The sequence below is a fragment of the Pseudomonas sp. BGA-UO-ETr-WB11 genome, assembly GCF_059567785.1.
Map to the genome: position 1 here is coordinate 13,719 of NZ_JCAQOS010000008.1, position 17,797 is coordinate 31,515.

23 protein-coding genes and 2 pseudogenes are annotated in these 17,797 nt (G+C 61.3%); 7 read left to right on the top strand and 18 right to left on the bottom strand.

The window, feature by feature from the left end:
- Positions 1–73 precede the first annotated feature (73 nt).
- Positions 74–1,255 carry an acyl-CoA dehydrogenase gene (locus AC56DI_RS13785; RefSeq protein ID WP_496346674.1) on the bottom strand — a complete coding sequence of 394 codons (1,182 nt, stop codon included), beginning with the start codon at positions 1,253–1,255 and terminating at the stop codon, positions 74–76.
- Between the two features lie 231 nt (positions 1,256–1,486).
- Here AC56DI_RS13785 and AC56DI_RS13790 point away from each other — a divergent pair, with 231 nt between their 5' ends.
- The 3 genes from AC56DI_RS13790 (at position 1,487) to AC56DI_RS13800 (ending at position 4,034) form a co-directional block, all read left to right on the top strand.
- Complete coding sequence (locus AC56DI_RS13790; RefSeq protein ID WP_496346675.1) at positions 1,487–2,395, top strand: LysR family transcriptional regulator; 909 nt, start codon at positions 1,487–1,489, stop codon at positions 2,393–2,395.
- A gap of 287 nt (positions 2,396–2,682) precedes the next feature.
- Entirely contained in the window at positions 2,683–3,420 is a 738-nt protein-coding gene (locus AC56DI_RS13795; protein ID WP_496346676.1) for a tellurite resistance TerB family protein, read from the top strand.
- Positions 3,421–3,515: 95 nt separating this feature from the next.
- Positions 3,516–4,034, top strand: coding sequence for a DUF3087 domain-containing protein (locus tag AC56DI_RS13800; protein ID WP_496346677.1), 519 nt, complete (start codon positions 3,516–3,518; stop codon positions 4,032–4,034).
- Between the two features lie 47 nt (positions 4,035–4,081).
- On the opposite strand, the gene AC56DI_RS13805 is transcribed toward AC56DI_RS13800, so the two are convergent.
- From AC56DI_RS13805 to AC56DI_RS13825, 5 genes are all read right to left on the bottom strand, one after another.
- Positions 4,082–4,582, bottom strand: coding sequence for a DUF3592 domain-containing protein (locus tag AC56DI_RS13805; protein WP_496346678.1), 501 nt, complete (start codon positions 4,580–4,582; stop codon positions 4,082–4,084).
- A gap of 60 nt (positions 4,583–4,642) precedes the next feature.
- Entirely contained in the window at positions 4,643–5,128 is a 486-nt protein-coding gene (locus AC56DI_RS13810) for a metal-dependent hydrolase (RefSeq protein ID WP_496346679.1), read from the bottom strand.
- A 42-nt stretch (positions 5,129–5,170) separates the two neighbouring features.
- Positions 5,171–5,704: a GNAT family N-acetyltransferase gene (locus AC56DI_RS13815; RefSeq protein WP_496346680.1), complete on the bottom strand. Its 534-nt coding sequence runs from the start codon at positions 5,702–5,704 to the stop codon at positions 5,171–5,173.
- Positions 5,705–5,761: 57 nt separating this feature from the next.
- Positions 5,762–5,923 carry a DUF2986 domain-containing protein gene (locus tag AC56DI_RS13820; protein ID WP_496346681.1) on the bottom strand — a complete coding sequence of 54 codons (162 nt, stop codon included), beginning with the start codon at positions 5,921–5,923 and terminating at the stop codon, positions 5,762–5,764.
- 93 nt (positions 5,924–6,016) lie between these two features.
- On the bottom strand, positions 6,017–6,286 hold the full coding sequence (locus AC56DI_RS13825) for a DUF6429 family protein (protein ID WP_496346682.1): 270 nt from the start codon (positions 6,284–6,286) through the stop codon (positions 6,017–6,019).
- A gap of 85 nt (positions 6,287–6,371) precedes the next feature.
- Here AC56DI_RS13825 and AC56DI_RS13830 point away from each other — a divergent pair, with 85 nt between their 5' ends.
- From AC56DI_RS13830 to AC56DI_RS13840, 3 genes and pseudogenes are all read left to right on the top strand, one after another.
- Entirely contained in the window at positions 6,372–6,617 is a 246-nt protein-coding gene (locus AC56DI_RS13830; protein ID WP_496346683.1) for a type II toxin-antitoxin system CcdA family antitoxin, read from the top strand.
- Positions 6,617–6,934, top strand: a complete 318-nt coding sequence (locus AC56DI_RS13835; protein WP_496346684.1) for a CcdB family protein — start codon at positions 6,617–6,619, stop codon at positions 6,932–6,934. The genes AC56DI_RS13830 and AC56DI_RS13835 overlap by 1 nt, the downstream gene beginning before the upstream one ends.
- A 21-nt stretch (positions 6,935–6,955) precedes the next feature.
- Positions 6,956–7,235 (top strand): annotated as a pseudogene (locus AC56DI_RS13840) (IS110 family transposase); the annotation flags it as partial.
- 280 nt (positions 7,236–7,515) lie between these two features.
- Here AC56DI_RS13840 and AC56DI_RS13845 read toward each other — a convergent pair.
- From AC56DI_RS13845 to AC56DI_RS13855, 3 genes are all read right to left on the bottom strand, one after another.
- Positions 7,516–8,031, bottom strand: a complete 516-nt coding sequence (locus AC56DI_RS13845) for a hypothetical protein (RefSeq protein ID WP_496346685.1) — start codon at positions 8,029–8,031, stop codon at positions 7,516–7,518.
- Positions 8,032–8,336: 305 nt separating this feature from the next.
- Positions 8,337–8,804, bottom strand: a complete 468-nt coding sequence (locus AC56DI_RS13850; protein WP_496346686.1) for a hypothetical protein — start codon at positions 8,802–8,804, stop codon at positions 8,337–8,339.
- A 122-nt stretch (positions 8,805–8,926) separates the two neighbouring features.
- A complete protein-coding gene (locus tag AC56DI_RS13855) occupies positions 8,927–9,775 on the bottom strand; it encodes a DUF8453 domain-containing protein (RefSeq protein WP_496346687.1) in 849 nt (282 codons plus the stop codon).
- 149 nt (positions 9,776–9,924) lie between these two features.
- Here AC56DI_RS13855 and AC56DI_RS13860 point away from each other — a divergent pair.
- Positions 9,925–10,109: pseudogene (locus AC56DI_RS13860) on the top strand (IS110 family transposase); the annotation flags it as partial.
- Between the two features lie 253 nt (positions 10,110–10,362).
- Here the strand turns inward: AC56DI_RS13860 and cls are convergent.
- The 9 genes from cls to xcpS are packed head-to-tail and all read right to left on the bottom strand — an operon-like array spanning position 10,363 to position 17,770.
- The gene (cls, locus tag AC56DI_RS13865; protein WP_496346688.1) at positions 10,363–11,787 is read right to left on the bottom strand and encodes a cardiolipin synthase; all 1,425 of its coding nucleotides are present in this window, start codon (positions 11,785–11,787) and stop codon (positions 10,363–10,365) included.
- A 47-nt stretch (positions 11,788–11,834) separates the two neighbouring features.
- Positions 11,835–12,356, bottom strand: a complete 522-nt coding sequence (locus AC56DI_RS13870) for a type II secretion system protein M (protein WP_496346689.1) — start codon at positions 12,354–12,356, stop codon at positions 11,835–11,837.
- Positions 12,353–13,462, bottom strand: a complete 1,110-nt coding sequence (gene gspL / locus AC56DI_RS13875) for a type II secretion system protein GspL (RefSeq protein WP_496346690.1) — start codon at positions 13,460–13,462, stop codon at positions 12,353–12,355. The genes AC56DI_RS13870 and gspL overlap by 4 nt, the downstream gene beginning before the upstream one ends.
- Positions 13,459–14,439 carry a type II secretion system minor pseudopilin GspK gene (gspK, locus tag AC56DI_RS13880; protein WP_496346691.1) on the bottom strand — a complete coding sequence of 327 codons (981 nt, stop codon included), beginning with the start codon at positions 14,437–14,439 and terminating at the stop codon, positions 13,459–13,461. Before gspK ends, gspL begins: the two co-directional genes overlap by 4 nt.
- Positions 14,436–15,146: a type II secretion system minor pseudopilin GspJ gene (gene gspJ / locus AC56DI_RS13885; protein WP_496346692.1), complete on the bottom strand. Its 711-nt coding sequence runs from the start codon at positions 15,144–15,146 to the stop codon at positions 14,436–14,438. Before gspJ ends, gspK begins: the two co-directional genes overlap by 4 nt.
- Entirely contained in the window at positions 15,143–15,532 is a 390-nt protein-coding gene (gene gspI / locus AC56DI_RS13890; RefSeq protein ID WP_496346693.1) for a type II secretion system minor pseudopilin GspI, read from the bottom strand. The genes gspJ and gspI overlap by 4 nt, the downstream gene beginning before the upstream one ends.
- The gene (gene gspH / locus AC56DI_RS13895; RefSeq protein ID WP_496346694.1) at positions 15,529–16,125 is read right to left on the bottom strand and encodes a type II secretion system minor pseudopilin GspH; all 597 of its coding nucleotides are present in this window, start codon (positions 16,123–16,125) and stop codon (positions 15,529–15,531) included. Before gspH ends, gspI begins: the two co-directional genes overlap by 4 nt.
- Positions 16,125–16,550 (bottom strand): type II secretion system major pseudopilin GspG, encoded by a 426-nt coding sequence (gene gspG, locus AC56DI_RS13900; protein WP_496346695.1) that lies wholly within the window; start codon positions 16,548–16,550, stop codon positions 16,125–16,127. Before gspG ends, gspH begins: the two co-directional genes overlap by 1 nt.
- A 5-nt stretch (positions 16,551–16,555) precedes the next feature.
- Entirely contained in the window at positions 16,556–17,770 is a 1,215-nt protein-coding gene (xcpS, locus tag AC56DI_RS13905; protein WP_496346696.1) for a GspF family T2SS innner membrane protein variant XcpS, read from the bottom strand.
- Between the last annotated feature and the right edge of the window lie 27 nt (positions 17,771–17,797).

Genomic DNA, 17,797 nt, shown 5'->3' on the forward strand with positions numbered 1-17,797 from the left:
ACTGGCCAGTCAGCCAATCAGACAGAAACTAAAAAGGCGGGCAGCTCAGCTACCCGCCCTTTGGCGCGCCGCCTTAGTAGAAGGCTTGCAGGCCGGTTTGCGCACGGCCGAGGATCAGCGCGTGCACGTCATGGGTGCCTTCGTAGGTGTTGACCACTTCCAGGTTGACCAGGTGACGGGCCACGCCGAACTCGTCGGAGATGCCGTTGCCACCGAGCATGTCGCGGGCCATACGGGCGATATCCAGGGCCTTGCCGCAGCTGTTGCGCTTCATCATCGAGGTAATTTCGACAGCGGCGGTGCCTTCGTCTTTCATCCGGCCGAGACGCAGGCAGCCTTGCAGGGCCAGGGTGATGTCGGTCTGCATGTCAGCCAGCTTCTTCTGGATCAGTTGGGTCTGCGCCAATGGGCGACCGAACTGTTTACGGTCCAGGGTGTACTGACGCGCAGTGTGCCAGCAGGCTTCGGCAGCACCCAGGGCACCCCAACTGATGCCGTAACGGGCCGAGTTCAGGCAGGTGAACGGACCTTTCAGGCCGCGCACGTCCGGGAAGGCGTTTTCTTCTGGGCAGAACACGTTGTCCATGACGATCTCGCCAGTCAGCGAGGCGCGCAGGCCGACTTTGCCGTGGATCGCCGGGGCGCTCAGGCCTTCCCAGCCTTTTTCCAACACGAAGCCGCGGATCTCACCGGCATCGTCCTTGGCCCAAACCACGAACACGTCCGCCATCGGGCTGTTGGTGATCCACATCTTGGCGCCGGACAGGCGATAGCCACCCTCAACCTTCTTGGCGCGGGTGATCATCGAGCCTGGGTCGGAACCGTGGTCCGGTTCGGTCAGGCCGAAGCAGCCAATGTATTCACCGCTGGCCAGTTTCGGCAGGTACTTCTGCTTGGTGGCTTCGTTGCCGAATTCGTTGATCGGCACCATCACCAGGGACGATTGCACGCTCATCATCGAGCGGTAGCCGGAGTCGACACGCTCCACTTCACGGGCGATCAGGCCGTAGCTGACATAGTTGAGGCCGCTGCCACCGTAGACTTCTGGAATGGTGGCGCCGAGCAGGCCTACTTCGCCCATTTCGCGGAAGATCGCCGGGTCGGTGTATTCCTTACGGAAGGCTTCCAGCACGCGCGGGGCCAGCTTGTCGGCGGCAAACTGCCGGGCGCTGTCGCGGATCATGCGTTCTTCTTCGGTCAGTTGCTGATCGAGCAACAGCGGGTCTTCCCAGTTGAAGCTTGCCTTGCCGGCCATAAGCGAATCCTCAAACATGCGGTGGACTGGGGCGCACAGTCGCGGCGCACCCGGAAATACGGTTGGACTAAGCCTAGCCAGCAGCGGACTGTCCGACAACCGAGGAATTTGCACGCTGTTGTGCTAATTTCGCACTTCGAATGGACTTTTTAGCCCGTATCAAGCAATTGCATGTGCAGCATGCGCATAAGAAGCCCAATTGCGTCCCCGACCGGCCCCAGGAAACCCGCCATGCGCCGCAAAATTCCCAGCACCGCCGCCCTGATCAGCTTCGAAGCCGCCGCCCGCCACCAGAGCTTTACCAAGGCGGCCGACGAACTGGCCCTGACCCAGAGCGCGATCTGCCGGCAGATCGCCGGACTGGAGGCGTTTCTCGGCATCGAGCTGTTCCGCCGCTCACGCCGCGGGGTCAAGCTCACCGAGGCCGGGCTGTCCTATAGCCGACGCGTCGCTACCCAGCTGGATGCCGTCGAGCGCGACGCCCTGGCGGTCATGGGCCAACCTGGCGCCGGCAGCCTGGAGCTGGCGGTGGTGCCGACGTTTGGCACTCAGTGGTTGCTGCCGCGCTTAAAAGAATTCCAGCGCCTGCACCCGGATGTCACCGTCAACCTGACCAACCGCACCCGGCCGTTTCTGTTTGCCGACACCGAGCTGGACGCCGCCATCTATTTCGGCGATGCCGACTGGTCCGGCACCGAGGCCTACTTCCTGATGCAGGAAAACCTCCTGCCGGTTTGCAGCCCGGCCCTGCTCGACGGCCAGAGCCAGCTCAGCGCCGAACAGATCGCCAACCTGCCGCTGCTGCAACAGAGCACCCGCCCCTACGCCTGGCGCCAGTGGTTCAGCTCGCGTGGCCTGAACGTGCCGCGCGACATGAGTGGGCCGCGCTACGAGTTGTTTTCCATGCTCGCCCAAGCGGCCATGCACGAGATGGGCATCGCCCTGATCCCGCCGTTCCTGATCCAGCGCGAACTGGCCGAAGGCCGCCTGGTGATCGCCCACCCGCAGGGCAGCCAGAGCGACAAGGGCTATTACCTGATCGTGCCGCAGCGCAAGGTCGAGTCCGCCACCCTGCAAGCCTTCCGCGACTGGCTGGTGAGCGCCGCCAGCGCCTATCGCGCCGCCAACCCACCGGTCTGAATGGGGGGCGGCGAACGACCCACGCATTCTCCCGTAGGAGCGGCTTCAGCCGCGAAGCTCTAAAGCTCTAAAGCTCTAAAGCTCTGGAGCCCCTGGAGCGACAAATGACACCCCCTTGTTCGCGGCTAAAGCCGCTCCTACACGGGCGCTACAGCAATAGCTAATCGTCCCCTTACAGCGCCATCGACCCGCCGCCAGGCAACATCTGGAAGCACTCCCGCCACCAGCGCTGGCGCACTTCGTTTTACCCTGCGGGCATCTCAGCCAACGTCCGTGGAGGGCAACCAATGATCACCCGTGGCTTACTCGACCAACTGCTTAAATCCGGCCAGGATCTGCTGCAGAACAACCAACCGGCACGCGCCAACAACCCGACCAACAGCAATCAGCAGAGCGGCGGCGGTCTTGGCGACCTGCTCGGCGGCGCCGGCAAGAACGGCCTCGGCAGCTTGCTCTCCGGCGCCACTGGCGGTGCCCTGGCTGCCGGCGCCATGGGCCTGCTGCTGGGCAACAAGACCGCGCGCAAGATCGGCGGCCAGGCACTCACCTATGGCGGCCTCGCGGCCCTCGGCGTGCTCGCCTACAAGGCTTACGGCAACTGGCAGAGCCAGCAGGCCAGCGCGCCCCAGGGTGAGCCGCAAACCCTCGACCGCCTGCCCGCCGCGCAAGCCGAACAACACAGCCAGGCGATTCTCAGGGCCCTGGTGGCCGCGGCCAAAGCCGACGGCCATGTCGACAGCCGCGAGCGTGAGCTGATCGAAGGCGAGTTCAGCAAGCTCGACAACGACCCGCAGCTGCAACACTGGCTGCAAGCTGAACTGAACAAACCCCTCGACCCGGCCGAAGTCGCCCGCGCCGCCAGCACCCCGGAAATGGCCGCCGAGATGTACCTGGCCAGCGTGCTGCTGGTCGACGAAGAACACTTTATGGAGCGCGCCTACCTCGACGAACTGGCCCGCCAGCTGAAACTCGACCCGGCCCTGAAAGTCGAACTGGAAGCCCAGGTCCGCCAGGTCAGCGCCTGACGCCAAGCGCCGGCGCGATCATCCCGCGGCGGTGACCGCGCAATCGTGGGATGATCCACGCCCAACCCTGCCCAATCCGGAGCCCTGCGCTGCAGATGTTCGAAATCAAGCCGATGGACCCGCAAACCTACCGCCAGCAAACCCGCCGCAGCACACTGATCATCGTCGTGCTGTTCGTGCTGCTGACCATGCTGCTCTCGACCGGTGCCGTCAGCCTGCTGGGCCAGCCCGGTGGCGACAACTTCCGCTACAACCTCGGCGGGGTGATTGCCGGCGTGCTGCTCACCTTCGCCCTGGTGCGCCTGCAGTTCTGGCAACAACCGTGGATGGCCGCCGCCGTGTACGGCTGGCAACTGAAACGCAACCTGATGCGCGTCACCAACGTCATGCACCACGTCACCAGCGGCGTCGCCGCCAACAACCCCGCAGCGATGAAGCTGCTGCGCTTCTACCACCTCGGCCTGCTGCAAATGCACCAACTGGACGGCAACACCAGCGCCCTCAGCAGCCTGACCCGCGAGATCGACCAACACCGCGAGCACATGGAAGCCCAAGGCCTGGACCTCGACCAGACGCGCTTCGACAGCGCCTGGCTGACCAGCCTGAAGGCGTAGGCGTCATCACCTGGCATGCGCTCACCGGCTGAGCGTGGCGCCACGGGTTAGATCGACGGCCACCAGCGCCAGAGATAAAACCCGGCAACCAACGCCATCAGCAGCCACACGCTCACCACCGTCGCCACACCGGGGCGCAGCAGCACGCTCTTGTGCGGCCGCGTCGGGTGGTAATACACCGGCACCCGCCCCGCAGCATCCGCCTTGACCCGTGCGGGCAGCAGGCCGGCGGCACCGCGCAAGATGCCCGACGCCGAGACCTTCCACACGGACAGCTCGCGGCCCTGATACGCCCGACCCGCCACCTCATAGGCATACAGCGCATCCGGCACATACGCCTGATCCACAGGATTAAGCGCCGGCCCGGCAAACTCGCGCACGCCAAGGCGCAACAACTGCCCCTGGGTACTGGGCCAACGCCGCACGCGCAGCACATGCCACACAGTGCCCAACAACACGACCAGCACATACACCGTCGCCCAAAAATGCAGGCCCTGCAGCTCCTTGCGCAGCGCCAGGTCGAACATTGTCTGTAGGTAATCGAGCATGCTCGGCAAGCCTCCCTGGGATCAGATGCCACGCTGCAAAACGTGCGCTGTAGGCATTATTCAGGCACGGCCATAACGGCGGTATTTACCCACCACCAGCAGCGCGCCAAATACACCCAGGCCCAAGCACAGCAGGTGCAATTGATCGATAGAAATAAACCCGCGCCAACCGTTGCCATCGGCAAGCGGCCACCACGGGTTCATATCGCTGTGCATCAGCGCATCCAAACCGATATGCGAGAACGTACCGATAAATGCCCCGGTGCACGCAGCCAGCCAGGTAAGTGGGTAGTGCTCAACCTTCAGCGCCTTAAGCACCCAGGCACTGATCGGCCGACCCATAAGCGCCGCCAACAAACCGATCACCAACGCCCCAACAAGGGTGTGGCTATAGCCATGCAGCACATCCCAGCCCTGAATGATGCCCAGCAGCGGCTCGATATCCATCAACACCTGCGCCCCGCCAAACACCATAAAGCTGAAATGCCTGCCGCCAATGGCTTTGCAGGCGGCACCTGGGCCGAGGTGAATGGGCGTAAAGGGCATATTCGGGCCTGACGATTAAGTGAAAGGGCGGCCAGCGTTTACCTACTGCGCAGACAGTTCACTGTGTTTAGCGTCGTTAAACAACGCCGCGTTTGCTGCTAAATCATCTGGCGAGAGGCGATAGATGTGCATGGCATCCACACAGTAGGCGCCCAGCTTTTTGTAAAACTCGATGGCCGGCGTATTCCAATCCAGGCAACCCCATTCGAGCAATTCGCAGCCACGCTCAAGGGCGTGCTTGGACAAAAACTGCATCATCACATTGCCCAAACCTTTGCCGCGCATTGAGTCATCAATGAAAAACCCATCAATGTATAAGCCTGAGCGCCCGGTAAAGGCCGAGCTTTTCTGATGGAAGTAGGCGAACCCCACCGTTTCACCGGCATAAACACCAAACACCGCCTCACCTTGCTGAGCGGCAAGCAGCCGCTCAATTCGCTCCGGGGTGGCCGTGATCTTATCGGCCATTTTCTGAAAGGTGCCGAGCTTCTGCATAAAGCTGACCACCAGTGCTGCGTCTTCAGGAGTGGCAGTGCGCAGGAAAAATTTCGGGTTTTGAGTCTGGATAATTGGCATTGCTATGTCTCTGGCTAACGCGAGGTTAGAGGTCGGGTCTTAAGCCCGCCACAGCGATCAGCTCTCAGCAGAAGCACTGGCCTCTGAACTGGCTTCAGCCTCCAGCTTCAAGCGGTCGGCTTTACTGACATAGGTAGATTTTCTTTTTGGCGCCAATTTGGCACTGGCTTTTTTAGCGTGCGCCGTTAATAGCTGCTTAATTTTTTTACGGCGATTCATGCTTACTTACCCAATCTGGAAAAATTCAAATAACACCTAGCAACATACCTAGCCAACGCCTACTTGCCCGGCTCAACGTGCCTAGCCAGAAGCTCAGTCTTCAGGAGAAAAATGCTTAATAGCCAGTTGCTTGGCCAGTCGCAGCCCCTCGTCTGTCAAGAAGACCGATTCCGACTTCCCTTTCGGATCACTGATGTAGCCCTTTTCAAATAACTCATCCATCACGCTGAAATCTATGCGCTTCCAAACGCGTCCATTCTCGAACTCGAACGCTCCAAGCAGAGCCAAAACAACTTCAGTAATTTTCTGATTGTCGTAAGCCATGGGCATTTTTAATCCGTAAAAGTCAGTCAAGTAAATCATCTTGAATGCTGTTGCTAGAGGCGCCTTTGACCGCAAGCTTGAGTGCGCAGACCATATGCGCATGCACACCCAGGAGGGAATGCCCATGCTTGCTGCCTACAACCTCAATGCCCCCAAACGAGCGGCCAACCTCAGCGTTAACGGTGACTTGCTCAATAAAGCTAAGGACTTGGATATTAACCTCTCCGCGACATTAGAGCAGGCTCTGGCCGAGGCCCTGAAGAAGAAACAGCGTGAGCAGTGGCTGGCAGAAAATCGCAACGCCATCAACGCCTACAACGAGCATGTGGAAGCCCACGGCGTGTTCAGCGACGACCTACGGAGCTTCTGATGCCTCCGTTCGCCGTACACAAGAACACCAACGCTGCCACCAAGGCTGTCGTGCCCTTTCTGCTTGACGTGCAAAGCGACCTGATTGCCGAGCTCGGCACGCGGGTTGTAGTGCCTCTCTACACGGCTACTGCCATGAAGGGAAAAATTCTCAAAACCCTCACGCCAACGTTTGAAATTGATGACAAACAGTACGTGATGGTGACTCCGCAACTGGCCGGTATCGCTAAGAAACAACTCGGCACGCAAGTTGCCGACCTCTCAGCACAGCGCAATGAAATAATTGCTGCACTTGATTTACTTATCACCGGTATTTGATAGGTACGTCTAACGCGTTTACGGCGACGGCTTGGGCGGATCAGCTGCAAAGGCACATATTTATGTGCGCACGCTCTTTATCCACGGTTCGCGAGCGGCCTTGCTAGCGGCGCAGCGCTGCCAGGCACGCACGCCGGAGAAACTGACCGAGCTACAACGCTGGGCGGTCGAGACGGCAGCCCGTATTGGCCACAACAAAGCGGCTGTGGCGCTGGCCAACAAGTTGGTCAGGATCTGCTGGGCGGTGTGGTGCCATGAGCGACGTTTCAATGGCAATTGGCAGAGCACAAAGCCCGCCTGACGGCGGAGGTAATCAGTAAGGTGCGATGGTTTTCTTGTGGTTGTGGTGAGCAGCAGCACTGTCGGAACAGGCGAGTCCTGCAGCGGAATAAGGCCGATAACAATCATGATCCGCGTGATCGATTGAACGCTTGGCCCCCGCTGCGCGAACTACAGATTGGCCAGAGCGAAAAGCCCAAAACAGGCCGGATATACGAATGCAACCGCGCTGGCGACAAGTGCAAAAGAAAAGCTTTGCTCACTACCTGTGGGGAGAGTCCATATACGACTGTTAGGCATATTTACTCCGACAAACATTTGGTAAGCAAACACGCCTGAAATACCAAAAGTGACACAAAACTTATAGACAGCACAGCAGCAACTAGCACAGCAAGAATTTGACACCGAACTAAGGTTGTAACCATTAAGATTGATGCCACCGAAAGCCCCAGAATAATTACAGTTGGCCAAATTTGTCTTTTGAACCCGCCTACTAGATATTTTGCTATACGCTTTTCATTTTGAAGTAGATTCCAGCTAGCAGAAAGTGACTGATCCGCATTGATCACAGCCATTGATGCATTGAAGCTAACCAACAATAGATCATATTGTCTTCCTGCAATATAACCACGAGCAGAAGTAAGACCGTCCTGCCTGCGCGTTTGCTCAGCGATATGTGTGGCCGCTGAATACATTCTCTGATCTACTGATTGAAGTCTATACAGTACGAATGCAGATACAAATGCAAATGCTCCGGCACCAGCCTGCGCAATAGTACTAAATGCATAGTAAAGCGTATTTCCGTCAATATTTTCCATCGGGTACTCGATAAAGATGCCTAACGTTTGGTTAAGGGGCCGGCCCTGCCGGTCCCAGTGAGCGAAGCGAACAATTTGAAGGCTGTAATGGACTCTCCCCGCGCCACAGTTCCTGCAGCGGAATAAGGCCGACAACAATCATGATCCGCGTGATCGATTGAACGCTTGGCCCCCGCTGCGCGAACTACAGATCGGCCAGGGCGAAAAGCCCAAAACAGGCCGGATAGTCGAATGCAACCGCGCTGACGACAAGTGCAAAAGAAAAGCTTTGCTCACTACTTGCGGGGAGAGTCTATATACAGTTGTTAGGGGTACGTAGACTCTGTAAAGCCGCTTAGAAGTGAAAAATAATCTGCCCGAGATAATTTTGTGAGCGGTGCTACAGGCGTAACTTCAGCAAGGATATTCACAGCATCTTCTGCGGTTAGCGAGGATGTGAATGGAGCGCGGGTCTTTGAGTAGAAGACTTTATCACTAAGCTCGCACACATCGAGCAAATCTTGTATTTCAAAGAATCGCGGCTTTCGTGCTGCTGTTAAGAATATACCATCAAAAACCACTGATATTTTTGTGATACCTGGAATGCTGTATTCCGCCAGTACAACTACCAGTGGAAAGTTTGTTTCAGGGCCATCGGAGTTCCTTGTGTCGCCGGTAGCAAATTTAGGACTTGCAAACAGTGTAACTCTTTCGCATTTTTGATCTTTGATTATATTGCAGATGTTATTTAGATTGTCTGAAGTGGAGCTGTTTTCATGGCGTATAGCTAGCATTGTTTATCCTTGGTTGGTATGTGGTACTTCCACCCTAACGCTGGAAATACCCTGCCGCCGGAGTGCCGGAGGCATGGAGGGTACCCAAAGCGTAGCTTTGAGCGGTCAGGTTGATTGAATGGTTAGGCTCCACCGTTATTTTGGCAGCGGGCCTCTTCAAGACGCTTATGAATGAGTTCGTTCTCAGCCTGTCTATCGGCTTCGTCGAATACATCCACCTCTAATCTGTTTCTCGAGGTTTTTACGACCTTTCCGAGTAGCTCTCGAATCTTCTTTATCTCATCCGAAATCTTGTGCACAGCATCTGCACCGCCGAGGTGACTCACGCCTTCGTACTGTGCAAAGTCAATTTCGAAGGTGTTCTGATATTTGTTTTCCTCAATATCTTCGAAATCGACGACGATGCTGAGGTACGGCTCAAATATCTTGCCGTCCAGCTCTTTGCCAAGATCGAGGAAGCTGAAGACAAAGCTCGACAGTGTTTGACCAATGCCGATTGTCTCTATTCCCTTGCTGAACATCGAAAGTTTTAGGAACTTATCTGAGACGGGATCGTTGCCAGGAGCCAGTGCTGCCCCAGACCGGTCCTTAAAGGCGAAGCGGACCTTCTTTGCTATGCCTTTACCGGAGTTGATGACTCTTGCGTCTATGAAGTGGATCCCGACGGGGCTGCTATCAAGCTGAATGCCAATGCAGGGCCGAATATTCTCGCGCTTCAACTCTTCAAGTTGTCGAATCTGCGCTTCTCGCAGATACCAGGTTTCCTTTGCGAGTATGAATGTCAAGATTGCAATTGCGACGGTTGCAATAGCAGACAACCATGAAGAGATTGAGTCCGCGGTGAGGCTTGCGTTTCCTTGTAGATGGTTGCCGACCACCAATCCAAGTATGAAGAGAAGTGGAGCTACAACAGCCATGCTGGTGATCAGCAAAGGCATCAACGAGCGGTCGTTTTGTGATGGTGAGGGCATGTTCTTTTCCAAGCGGCCTAACGTTTGGTTAAGGGGCCGGCTCTGCCGGTCCCAGAGAGCGAAGCGAACGATTTGAAGGCTGTAATGGACTCTCCCCGCGCCACCGTTCTATACCTAGAACGGTGGTGACTGAAATTGGGAGTGTCGTGATGAAGCGAATAGCGGTTGATCTGGCCAAGTCCGTTTACCAAGTTGCCGAGAGTGTCCGTTCCGGCCAAGTGGTGCAGCGCAAGCGGCTGAACCGAGAGGCATTTAGGCGATATATACAGGAGCAGGCCGAGCCGGTCGAGGGGTGATAGTGGCCTGTGGTACGGCCCACTACTGGGGCCGCGTACTGCATATCGTCCTGGCGGAAATCAACCTGTACGAACAATGCATGGCCGAGTGCGAGCAGCAGCCCATCCTACGGATCGTCTACTCATGTGCGCTGAAAAGCTTCGCGGTCAAGACCGCTCCCACGGGCGTAGCAGGTGCCTAGCGCGCCTGGTTCTGTCAGGTGGCCGGCAGGCAGCGCAGCAGAGGCAGTGATTCGGCGTAAAGCCGCCACCGGCATTGCTCAACCACACAGCACCTAACGACGGCAGCACTTACAAAATCGGCGCAAACAGCCGGGTCAGGCGCATCCATAGGCGCTGGATAAAACTGACGCGGGCATCTTCGAGGGTCAGCCTGCGGGCTTGGGCGAAGTCGGCGCTGAGCATGTGTTCGACGCTGCTGGCGAACGGGCGGTCGACGGTGACCAGCATCACTTCGAAGTTCAGGCGCAGCGAGCGGTTGTCTAGGTTGGCGCTGCCGATGGCGGCCAGTTCGTCGTCCACCAGCAGCACTTTCTGGTGCATAAACCCCGGCTGGTAGCGGTACACGCCGATGCCGGCGGCCACCGCGCCGAGGGCGTACAGCGAACTGGCGGCGAACACCACGCGATGGTCCGGGCGACTGGGCAGCAACAGGCGCACGTCCACGCCGCGCAGCACGGCCAGGCGCAGGGCGGCGTCGATGGCTTCGTCGGGGACGTAGTACGGCGAGGTGATCCAGATGCGTCGCTGGGCCTGGCCGATGGCTTCGAGGAAGAACAGTTGAGTGGTTTCCAGGCGATCGGCCGGGCCGCCGGCGATCACCTGGCAGTGCATGCTGCCGGCCTGTTGCTGGAGCTGCAGGTTCAGTTCGGGCAGGTGTTGGCTGGCCCAGTACCAGTCTTCGCTGAAGGTCAGTTGCAGGTCGACCACCGCCGGGCCGCGCACTTCCACATGGGTGTCGCGCCAGGGCGCCAGCGGTGGTTTTTCGCCGAGGTATTCAGTGCCGACGTTGTGGCCGCCGACGAAGGCGCAGGTGCCGTCCACCACCACGATTTTGCGGTGGTTGCGAAAGTTCAGCTGGAAGCGCCGGCCCCAGCCCTGGCGAGCACGGAAGGTGCGGGCGTGCACGCCGCCAGTCCGCAGGCGCTCGATATAGGCAGGTGGCAGGTCGTGGCTGCCGACGCCGTCGTACAACAGATACACCCGCACACCGGCAGCGGCGCGCTCCAGCAAAGCTTCCTGCAACAGGCGGCCGAGGCGGTCGTCGCGGATGATAAAGAACTGCACGATGACCAGGCTCTGGGCCGCGCGGATGGCCTGAAGAATGGCCGTGAAGGTATCGTCACCATTGATCAGCAAGCGCACCTGATTGCCGCCGCGGCAGTGCATGCCGGTGAGCTTGGCCAGGGCCGGCAGGCCGCGCACACTATTGTCCGCGGGGGTCGCCAACGGCCAGCCCTGGGCCTGGGCAGCGAGTTGCATCTGGCGGTTTTCCTGGCGGCGGGCGGCGATATAGCCTTCGAAGCGGCTGCGGCCGAAGATCAGATACGGCAACAGCGTCAGCTCAGGCAACAGCAGCAGCGACAGCACCCAAGCGCTGCTGCCCTGGGCGGTGCGCACGGTCAGCAGCGCATGCAGGGCAGCGAGAATGCCCAGCAGGTGCAGCACGCTGAGCGCTAGGCCCAGCACCCAGATGAGATCAGACCACCAGTTCATCCCTTGCCTCGCTGCCGATAGGTGCCCAGCAGCATACCAGCCTGGGCTTAGCCGTTGGCCGCTAGGCTCAGGCGCGCCAGCACGCGACCGTTATCGCCGCGCTCCAGGCTGACGTCGGCAAAGCGCACGCCCTCGCTCTGCAACTGCTGCAACCAGGCCAGCAAGTTGGCGAACGGCGCGGGGGCCAGGTTGACCTGTACGCCAGTGGCGTCGCTGTCCACCCGCTCGATGCTCAGGCCGCGCTCCTGGGCGCTGCGGGTGACCAAGCCGTGCAAGGCTTCGGCGTCGATCTGCTGCTGCGGCTGGCCGGCCAGTTGCCGCGCCTGGTCGGCATGGGCCAGCACATAGGCATGCAGTTCGCGCTGCTGGCTGTACCACGCGCGCGACTGTTGCAAGTCGCGCTGCAACGGTAGCCACAGCGCCAGATAAATCAGCACCACGGCCATAAAGGCACCGAGGCCGAGCAGCGCCAGGCGATCGCGCGGCGGCAGCTGTTGCCAACGCTGGCCGAGGGGCGACAGCTGCACCCGTTGTTGCAGTTGGCTGCGCAAACTGACCATGGCATTCATGCTCCACCCCCTATCACCATGCGGGCACTCACCCCTTGCTCCTCGCGGCTGGCCGAGCCCAGTTGCACCTGCAGACCGGCTTGCAACAGGCGCTGGCGCAGTTGTTCGAGGCTGGCAAAGTCATCGGCGCGCAGTTGCAGCGCCAGCTCGCCGCCGTCACCGCTGTAGTCCAGTTGCTGCACGCTCAGTTGCGGGGCCTCGCTCAGGGCCGCAACAGCCTGTTCGAGCAGGCCGAAAAACGCACCCTGACCGTTGCTGGCAGCGGCATTCAAATGCTCGGCGAATTGCGCCTTGAGGTTGACGATGCGCGTGTCGGCCGGGAACAGTTCTTGGTACAGCGCCCGGCTCTGGGCCGCATAGGCATCACCTTCGCGCTGCAGATACCAGCTCTGGGCCAGGTCGAAACTCATCTGCAGCACCAGCCACAGGCCGGCCAGACCAAGCACGCTGCGCCACGCCTGACCGTGGCCACTGGCCTGCTGCACGGCAAACTCGCCCTGGGCCAGGTTGATCGCCTGAGCCTGACCCGCAGCCAGCAGCGGCCAGGGTTTGGCGTCGATGGTCAGCTGTGGTTCTTCGCTGCAGGCGCCGGCGAGGTTGTCCCAGTCGCGGGCGGCGAAGGCCAGACGCAGCTCACCCGCACCGCCGAGCAAACCGCGCTCACCGTGCAGCAGCACCTGAATGCCATCTCGCGGCAGCAGGTCAGCATCCACATAAATGGCACTGACGCTGATGCCCCCGGCATGCAGCTGCGCCAACCAGCCCTTGAGCAGGTCGCGGCGCACCGCCAGCAGCAAGTGGCGGCCGTCGGCCAGAGGTTCGCCAAGGGCCAGGTGCAGCTGCTCAACATCTTCGGCGAGCAGATCCTCCACCGCGTAGGGCAACGCCTGGCGCAACCAGCGGGCCTTTTGCGTGGGCAGTTGCACCGCACAGGCGCTGACCACTTCCATCGGCAGCACCAGCGCCAGGCTGCGACCCGCCAGCTCATTAGCGCAGGCCGCCCAACTCAGGGCCAGCCCAGGGCCGTTGGCCGGCTGCCAGTACAGCGCGGGTGCGGTGCTCAGCTCGGCACCGCAGTTGGCGGGCAGAAACAGGCAGTCGTTCATGGTTGTTCCTCAAGCGGTTTGACGGTCGCCAGCACACGGGCGGGCTGACCGAGATCTCGTTGTAACACGTGCACGCGGCCGTCCGGACCACGCTGCAACACACTGATTAAGACGCGCCGGCGCTCGCCCAACTGCACTTCGCTGCGCGCAGCAAAGTACTGGCTGCCCAGCGCCAGCCCGGTGGCTTGCACGCCCAGCCCGGCCAGGGCCGGTTGACCGGTGAAGTCAGACAGTTGCCGGTAACCCTCGGCACCACGGGCCTGCACCAGTTGCTGGGCGGCTTGCGGGCTGAGGTTGTCCGCCAGGGTCGACAGCACCAGAGCACTGGCGGTGTTGACGTTCAACGCCGTCGCCGCCGGCAAGGCGCTGACGTGGGGCAACAGGCGGCGGTAGTCACGCTCGCTGAGTTCGAGCAGCAGGCGCAACTCGGAAACATCCTGCATGGGCCGGTTGGCGGCGCGATAGGGCGGCTCCAGCAGCAGGTACTGGTTGTCTTCAGCACCGTAGCTGCCACTCACGTCCTGGTTGTCGTCGAGCCAGTCGATCAGGCGCTCGGCCAGCTGCGGCTCGATCTCCAGGCGCAGGAGCAAACGGCGAAAGCGCTGCAAGGCGGTTTGATTGACCTGCTGATTGACCACCAGACTGTTCAGATTGAAGCGCCCACTGAGGTCTTCGATGCTGACACTGATGCGCCCGTGCTCGACCTCATAAGGGGCGATCTTGCGCGCCCAGGCCTCACGCCAATGATCCACCGCCTGGCCAGGTGCGCCGCCGGCCTGCTTGAAGTCGCGCTGCAACATGGCTTGGGCCAGCGCCTCACCGCCCAGCGCGTAGTGCCAGGCCTGGCGCGCGGTGAGCTGGTTGGCGCTACTGCGGATGCTCAACTGCTGGCGGGCGATGATGCCCGCGGTGACCACGGTGACGAGGGCCACCACCAGCAATACAGTAATCAGGGCCACGCCCTGTTGACGCTTCATGAGGCCGGCACCTCGGGGGCTCCGGCATCGGGCGTGCCGGCCTCGGACCCACCACCCTCGGGCGCCGGTGACTGGGCGGCGTTCTGTTTCGGTGGATTGTCGGGCAGGCGCAGCACGCGGGTCAGCAGGCCATAACGCGGGTGTTCGAGGCTGACTTCAACGGCGCGCGGCAGCTGTTGCAGGCGCTGTTGCGGATCGCTGCCGGCCTCGCTCGGCGGCCAGTCGCTGAGCCAGGTGCCGTCATCATCGAGGTAACGCAGTTGCAGGTTGCGCGCCTCGGTCAGCACCTGTTGCGGGCGCGGCGCGCTGTCCACGGCCTGGTCGAGCACGGTCCAGTACTGGCGCTCCAATGTGCTGCCGGTGAGTTGCCAGCGCACCCGTTGCCAAGCCGAACGCGGGCTACCCAGCGGGTTGCGCCAACCCAGGCGAGTGAACTCCAGGGTCGCGGGTTCGGCCTCGCCGAGCAGCGCCGGACGCAGGTCGGCATAACCATCGCGCACCGGCCGCGCGCCGGCCTGGGCCAGGTCCTGCTCCAGCACAGCGAAGGCACGCACCACTTCACGCAACTGCAGCTCATGGCGGCGGGTGGCTTCATCGGCGCTCAGCACGCTGTGCAGCATGCGGTAGGACCCCAGGCCGAGCAGGGCGAAGATGGCGATGGCGATCAGCACCTCGAGCAGGGTGAAACCGCGCGCCGACTGTTTCACTGGCGCACCCCGACAAAGCCATCCAGCGACAGCAGTGCGCGCTCTTGCACGCTGCTGGTGTCGCGGCTGCTCGGCATGTTGGCCACCCATAGGGTCACGCGGCGCAGGCCGGGGTCGCTGGTGGTGACGGTTTCGCTGTAAAGCTGCCACTGGCGCCCGGCATAGCTGACTTCGCGGGTGTCGCGGCCGGTGGCCGGCGGGCTGCTGGCCAGTTGCAGTTCGGTGAGCTGGTTGTCGGCGATCCAGCCGGCCAGGGTCTTGTCTTCCAGGCGTGCGGCATTCTGCAGGCTGCGCGCGCTAGCAGTGAGCACGGCGGCCGCGACGCTGGCAAAAATCGCCAAGGCCACCAGCACTTCCAGCAGGGTAAAGCCGCGCTGCGCTTTCATCGACTGGCCACCGGTGCGGCGTGGGGCAGGCTGAAGCCGTCGCTGTGCAGCTCGTAGGCGGCGCCACCCTTGCCGCGCTCGCTGAGTTGCAGACGAAACGGCGACAGCTCGCCACTGGAAAGCAGCAACAGTTGCGGCGGCGCTTCACCCTTGGCGGCGGGCTGCTCTTCGTCGTCATCAGCGCCGGGTACCGCCGCCAATTGCAGCGGCGCGCCGTCCAGCGCCAGGCTCAGTTGCAGGCGTGCGGGCAGCTGGTAGTCGGCCGTGTCGGGGTGGCGCTGCCAGCGGCTGTTGAGATCGTCATAGACCAGCACCCGGTAGCCATCGCTGCGCAGTTGCAGACCGTATTCGCGGTTATCCAGGGTCGCTTCTTCCAGCAACAGGGCCATCACCGTGGCCAAGCGGTCGCCTTCGTCGCGCAACGCCCGGCCCGCGCCATTGCCCACCGACAATACGGCCAGGCTGACCAGGGTGCCGAGAATCACCAGCACCACCAGCAGCTCAATCAGGGTAAAACCGCGTGCACGCCCGTAGCCCGGATGCCATCCAGGACGGTTTCCCCGGATTGCATCCGGGCTACGGGGCGCGGGCATCAGTTGTCCCAGTTACCGATATCGGCGTCGTTGTCCGTACCGCCTTCCTTGCCGTCGGCGCCGAAGGAGTACAGGTCGAACGGGCCCTTGGTGCCCGGTGCCAGGTATTGATAGGGATTGCCCCAGGCATCCACCGGCAGGCGCTTGAGGTAGCCGTCCTTGTTCCAGTTCTTCGCCTGCGGGTTGCCGGAAGGCTTCTTCACCAGGGCTTCGAGGCCCTGCTGGGTGCTTGGGTAGGCGAAGTTGTCCAGCTTGTACATGTCCAGGGCGGCGGCCACGGCCTTGATGTCGCCCTTGGCCACGGTGACCTTGGCCTGGTCCGGACGGCTCATCACTTGCGGCACCACCAGCGCGGCGAGGATGCCGAGAATGACCACCACCACCATGATTTCGATAAGGGTGAAACCTGATTGACGTCGTTGCATCGGGATTAGCCCACCAGTTGGTTGAGAGAGAGGATTGGCAGCAGGATGGCCAGCACAATAACCAGCACCACGGCGCCCATAAACACCAGCATAAAGGGCTCGAACAGCCCGACCAGCAAGGCCACCTGGGCGGCCAGATCGTTTTCCTGATTGCGTGCGGTGCGCGCCAGCATCTGGTCCAGCTCGCCAGATTTTTCGCCGCTGGCGATCATGTGCAGCATCATCGGCGGGAACTCGCCGCTGGCGTCCAGGGCGCGGGTCAGGCTGCTGCCTTCGCGCACCGCTTGCGCGGCAACGATAACCTTGTCGCGAATGCGCAGGTTGGCGATCACCGCCGCGGCAATCGCCAGGGCCTCCACCAGCGGCACGCCGCTTTTACTGAGGATCGCCAGGGTCGAGGCAAACCGCGCAGTGTTGGTGGCGCGGGCCAGCCGGCCGACCAGCGGGATGCGCAGAATGAACGCGTGCCAACGCCGTTGCAGGGCCTCGTCGCGCAGGGCCACACGCAGGCCGAGCACAGCGCCGACACCCACCAGCACCATCAGCCAGCCCCAGGTTTTCACCACGTCGCTGGTGGCAATCAGGCCACGGGTCAGGGCGGGCAATTCTTGCCCGGTGTTGACGAACACCTTGACCACATCCGGCACCACGTAGCCGAGCAGGAAACCGACGATGGTCAACGCGGCGACCATCAAAATCAGCGGATAGAGCAGCGCCAGCTGGATCTTCTGCCGCGACTGCTGGCGTTGCTCGGTGTAGTCCGCCAACTGGTCGAGCACCAGACCAAGGTGCCCGGCATGTTCGCCGGCGGCCACGGTGGCGCGGTACAGCTCGGGAAAAGCGGCCGGGTATTCCTTGAGGCTGGCGGCCAGGCTGTGGCCTTCGAGCACCCGCGCGCGCACGGCGAGCAGCATGGATTTGATCTTCGGCGTACGGGTTTGCGCGGCGGCGGCGCGCAACGCTTCCTCAATCGGCAGGGCCGCCTGCACCAGGGTTGCCAGTTGCCGGGTAATCAGCGCCAGGTCGCTGGCCGATAGGCCGTGACCGAAGCTCAGCGGGCTGTCGCTGCGGCTCTCGCGGGCCTTGGCCTGCTTGACCTGCAACGGCGTCAGCTGCTTCTCGCGCAGCAACTGGCGCGCCTGACGCGGGCTGTCAGCTTCGAGGCTGCCCTTCTGCTGACGGCCCTGAGCGTCGAGGGCGAGGTATTCGAAGGCGGCCATGACTTATGCCCCCTCGCCCGAAGCGAA